Raw genomic sequence first — 1,366 nt, 5'->3', positions numbered from 1 at the left:
CGGGCTTGTGTCGGTGGGGATCACCGAGGCCCCAGATACGAACCGCTCGGCAGGGCTCCATTCGCTCGACGTGCTTCGGGCACGCAAGGGTTATCGAGTTCACCTGCCGCCGGTCTGACCTGTGGTGGGTATCTTCGAGCGCACGTCCGGGTGAGGAGTCGGGTGCGGGCTGGGCTGGCTCAGGCCGCGGGTTTGAGGCAGCACCGGGCCGCAGGCGGCTCGGGAACGTGATCGGGGTTGAACGCTACGCCGCGGGTGAGCACGGCCCACAGGATGCGTGCGTTCTTGTTGGCCAGCGCGACCACGGCCTTTTGCCAGCCCACGCGCTCCTTGAGTTGCACCAGCCAGCGGCTGATGCGGTCACAGCGTTTGCCAGCACTCATCACGGCGGATTTGGCGCCCTGGATCAGCAGCGTGCGCAGGTAGTCGTCACCGCGTTTGGTGATGCGCCCCAGGCTGGCCTTGCCGCCGGTGGAGTTCTGGCTGGGCACCAGGCCAAGCCAGGCGCTGAACTGGCGCGCGCTGTCGAACTGTCTGAAGTCGCCCACGCTGGCGGCCAGCGCGGATGCGGTGACGGGGCCGATGCCATGCAGGCTGGCGGCGGCCTTGGCGCGCTCGTCGCTGCGCACGTGAGCGTTGATGCGCTCATCGCACCAGGTCATCTGCAGCTCGATCTCGATCCAGTGCAGGTGTGCGCGCTGCAGCGCCAGGCGGGCTACGCCGGGCAGCGCGTTGCTCGCGTCCTCAATGACGTCGGCCATCACCTTGCGTAGTGCCTCGGGGCTCTGCGGGAACACCAGGCCGAACTCGGCCAGCAGGCCGCGGATGCGGTTGATGAGGGCGGTGCGCTCTTCCTTGAAGCCCTCGCGCAGGCGGTGCACGGCGAGTTGGCCTTGTTGCTCGGCTGTCTTCACGGGCACGAAACGCATGTGCGGTCGGCCTGCAGCCTCGCAGATGGCGGCAGCGTCATTGGCGTCGTTCTTGCCGCTGCGCCCGGCCATGCGGTAGGGCGTGACGAAGTGGCCAGCGATCAGCCGTGCATCCAGGCCCAGCAGGCGCAGGCGCCGAGCCACATGGTGCGCGCCACCGCAGGTCTCCATCGCCACCAGGCAGCCCGCAGGCAACTCGGCGCACCAGCTGACGAATCTCTGCGGCGACATCGCCTTGGCCACCACAACCCGGCCACCGCGCTCCACCGCGTGCACGTGGAACACGCGCTTGGATAGATCCACCCCTACCCGCGCAATCAGCGCTCGTGTAATCTCCGCCATGACTTCCCCTTTCCGTTCAGATTGAACTTCCGCAACAGCTCAATCTTGGTACCTCGATACCGTCATAGGACTGGGGAAGTCCCTTCGTATTCGCT

Annotated in this window: 1 protein-coding gene; it reads right to left on the bottom strand. The window is 66.9% G+C overall.

The genetic code is table 11. The features are described 5' to 3' along the window. Positions 1-179 precede the first annotated feature (179 nt). The gene (locus KAK03_RS24695; protein ID WP_210857344.1) at positions 180-1,271 is read right to left on the bottom strand and encodes an IS110 family RNA-guided transposase; all 1,092 of its coding nucleotides are present in this window, start codon (positions 1,269-1,271) and stop codon (positions 180-182) included. Positions 1,272-1,366 lie beyond the last annotated feature (95 nt).

The sequence above is a fragment of the Ideonella alba genome, assembly GCF_018069845.1.
Taxonomy (GTDB): domain Bacteria; phylum Pseudomonadota; class Gammaproteobacteria; order Burkholderiales; family Burkholderiaceae_C; genus Ideonella; species Ideonella alba.
The sequence above is the reverse complement of the archived record's forward strand: the minus strand, read 5'-3'. Positions and strand labels throughout refer to the sequence as shown.

Excerpts from the sequence above, each read along its gene's own strand:
- KAK03_RS24695 (WP_210857344.1), bottom strand. The coding sequence starts at position 1,271 with ATGGCGGAGATTACACGAGCGCTGATTGCGCGGGTAGGGGTGGATCTA.